Annotated in this window: 3 protein-coding genes; all 3 read right to left on the reverse strand. The window is 49.6% G+C overall.

Annotated elements, in window-relative coordinates:
• Nucleotides 1–415: 415 nt before the first annotated feature.
• Complete coding sequence (rbr, locus tag PKX57_RS11920) at nucleotides 416–1,006, reverse strand: rubrerythrin (protein WP_214048054.1); 591 nt, start codon at nucleotides 1,004–1,006, stop codon at nucleotides 416–418.
• Nucleotides 1,007–1,138: 132 nt separating this feature from the next.
• The gene (locus PKX57_RS11925; RefSeq protein ID WP_472417526.1) at nucleotides 1,139–2,077 is read right to left on the reverse strand and encodes a cation diffusion facilitator family transporter; all 939 of its coding nucleotides are present in this window, start codon (nucleotides 2,075–2,077) and stop codon (nucleotides 1,139–1,141) included.
• Nucleotides 2,067–2,768, reverse strand: a 702-nt coding sequence (locus tag PKX57_RS11930) for an alpha-amylase family glycosyl hydrolase (protein ID WP_472417528.1), incomplete at its 5' end; no start/stop codon positions are given. The genes PKX57_RS11925 and PKX57_RS11930, both read right to left, overlap by 11 nt.

The following is a 2,768-nucleotide window of genomic DNA, read 5'->3' on the forward strand; positions in this document are numbered from 1 at the left end:
CACGTAAACAGGGTCAGACTCCTGTTCTTTCGGATCTGGAAGAGAAAGATATCTTAAGACTTTCAATGACCTGCAGCAAGATGAGAAACGAACAGGAGCGAATACAATCCGGTTTTTTTCAGTCAAAAGAAATGAAGTGTACAAGAGCAAAAAAACAACAGACAAATTGCGTGAATCCCTTTCCAGACCTAAGGTTGAAACACCTCCGAGCTACTACGAAATCCAGCAAAACACCTGGTGACACGCTCACAATCTTCACAAATTCTATAACCCTTTCGGGAAAATGAATTCGTGCATTTTGTTCGCCCGTGTCATGTCGAACTCGGGTAGATCATTTAATACCATCGAGTCTAACTTTTCTAAAAAAAGACCCGGCAGCGATTCGCCGGGTCTCTTCGTATGGTTCGGTTCGATCTCAGTAAGTTTCGCAGAAAAGTTCGAAGTAGCTTTTCGGGTGCTTGCAGGCCGGGCATACATCGGGCGCCTCTTTAGCCTCGAGAATGTAGCCGCAGTTCCCGCATTTCCACAACACTTTCTCTTCTCTCTTGAAGACTTTACACTTCTCGATATTATCGAGCAGTTTCAGGTACCTGGCTTCGTGTCTGTTCTCCACCTTCGCGATCTGTCTGAAGCTGTTGGCGACATCCTTGAAGCCTTCCTTTTCGGCCACATCGGCAAATTCCGGGTACAGCATAGTCCACTCTTCGTTTTCCCCGGCCGCGGCGGCCTTGAGATTCTCTCTGGTGGTTCTCAGCTCTACCGGGTAATCGGCATCGACATGTACCGTGATCGGTAGTTCGCTGGCCATTCCTTCGAGGATGTGTTTGAAAAACACTTTCGCGTGTTCTTTCTCGTTATCGGCGGTCTCGGTGAAAATCGCGGCTATCTGCTCGTAGCCTTCCTTTTTCGCGACGGAAGCGTAGAACGTATAGCGATTCCTCGCCTGCGATTCTCCCGCAAAGGCCTTCATAAGGTTTTCGAGTGTTTTTGTGCCTTTAAGATTCATTGATTCACCCCCAGGTTTGAGATATTTTTTTGGTTTTCTTGTCCGATCGGTTGGATTTGCCATGGAAATCATTACTCTTTTTATAGTATATTATAAGTTACTTTGTTTTGTTCGATCAGTCCGGCAAGATAGTTAATTCTTCTCTTCAAATTGACTTACCGAGTCGATTCCAAAGTTTTCATTTTCAACGTTTCCGGCCGGTTCCACATGGACATGCACATCGTACACGCTCTCATTACCTTCAATTATCGCCTTCTCTACGTTCTTCGCCAGCGCGTGTGCCTTTCTGACCGTGAGCAGCGGATCAACCTCTATATCCAGATCGACCAGGTATTTGTAGCCCATTTTCCTCACCCTTACCTTGTGAGGATTCTGAACGCCGGGAACTCTGGAGACGGCTTCGAAGATTATGTTGTATATATCGTCACCGGGTTTGAGACCGTCCATGAGCTCGAAGTTGGTCTCCCAGAATAGTCCGACGGCCGTCTTTATAACCATGGTAGAAACGGCCAGGCCGACAAGCGTGTCGATTATCTGGAACCCCGTGAGGCTAACCAGAATGGAACCGAAAAGAACGGACAGAGATATTATTATATCCGATCTCATGTTCAGGGCATCGGCCTTGAAGACCGATGAGTCGATTTTTCTGGCTATCGCCAGCTTGTATCTGTAGAGTGCGTACTTCCCGATCGCCGAGATCATAGCCACCGTAACCACGAGCGGTAGATTCTCAACCGACGAACTTCCCGAAAACAGCTTCTCGATAGAACTCATAGCCAGTTGAGCGCCAGCGAAAAAGATAACCATCGATACTATCTTCGAGGCTACGGCATCGGCTCTCTCATGACCGTACGGGTGCTGCGCGTCTGGTGGCTTATTGGAGACCGATGTCGATACCAGAGTGATCAGCGACGTCAGTATGTCCGTCGATGAGTCTATACCGTCGGCCAGTATCGCGACGCTTCCGGTGAAGAAACCGGTCAACAACTTCAGAACTGCCAGAATGGCGTTGCCCACTACGCCGATTATCGATCCGATCCTCGCTGTCGAGGCCCTGTCTTTATTCTCCATCTGACACCTCTATCGCGCTCGAGAGGCCAGCCAGACTCCACCTGCCCCTTTGCTTTTCCAGTCTTCCATTTATTACTACGGGGGTTCCGGTCGTGTCGAGCGTCGCTCTAGAATTGCCTGTGTTATGGTACAAAATGGCGTTTCCTTTGCTCCCGTGGAGGTTGATCCTTACCAGATCCTTCTTTCTGCTTATACTTTTGATCGTGGTGAATCTGAGCCAGGGATTATCCCTCCTGAATCTCAGTATATTTTTGAAACGCTCGAAGTAGCTTCCCGCTATACCGCTCTGCGCCTGGAAGGATACGCCGCTGTGCGGGCGGTTCTTTCCCAAAGCCTTCCATTCGGTCTGGCCGGGTCCATATCCGTTTTCGTACCAGAGGTGCGGTTCCAGCTGCTCTTCGTTGAAGTACTCGTCGTAGACCCCTTCCATTCCCAGCTCTTCTCCGTAGTACAGGAAGGGCAGTCCCGGGAGAGTGAGCAGCACCGTAAGCGCCAGAAGCGCCAGATCCCTGTCGCCATTCATTGAGCTGACGAGCCTCGTCATATCGTGGTTGGTCAGGAAAGTGCCAGACTCGTAACTGCGTCTGGATCTGAAAAATCTCTGCATGTCCGTCTTCAGAGCCTTTACGAGCGACACGGCGTTCCTGGAAGCTATCGCCAGCTTCAGATCTTCGGCCAGGGGGAAGTTGAA

The sequence above is a fragment of the Mesotoga sp. genome (assembly GCF_035363035.1).
Lineage (GTDB): Bacteria > Thermotogota > Thermotogae > Petrotogales > Kosmotogaceae > Mesotoga.

Excerpts from the sequence above, each read along its gene's own strand:
- rbr (WP_214048054.1), bottom strand. The coding sequence starts at position 1,006 with ATGAATCTTAAAGGCACAAAAACACTCGAAAACCTTATGAAGGCCTTT.
- PKX57_RS11925 (WP_472417526.1), bottom strand. The coding sequence starts at position 2,077 with ATGGAGAATAAAGACAGGGCCTCGACAGCGAGGATCGGATCGATAATC.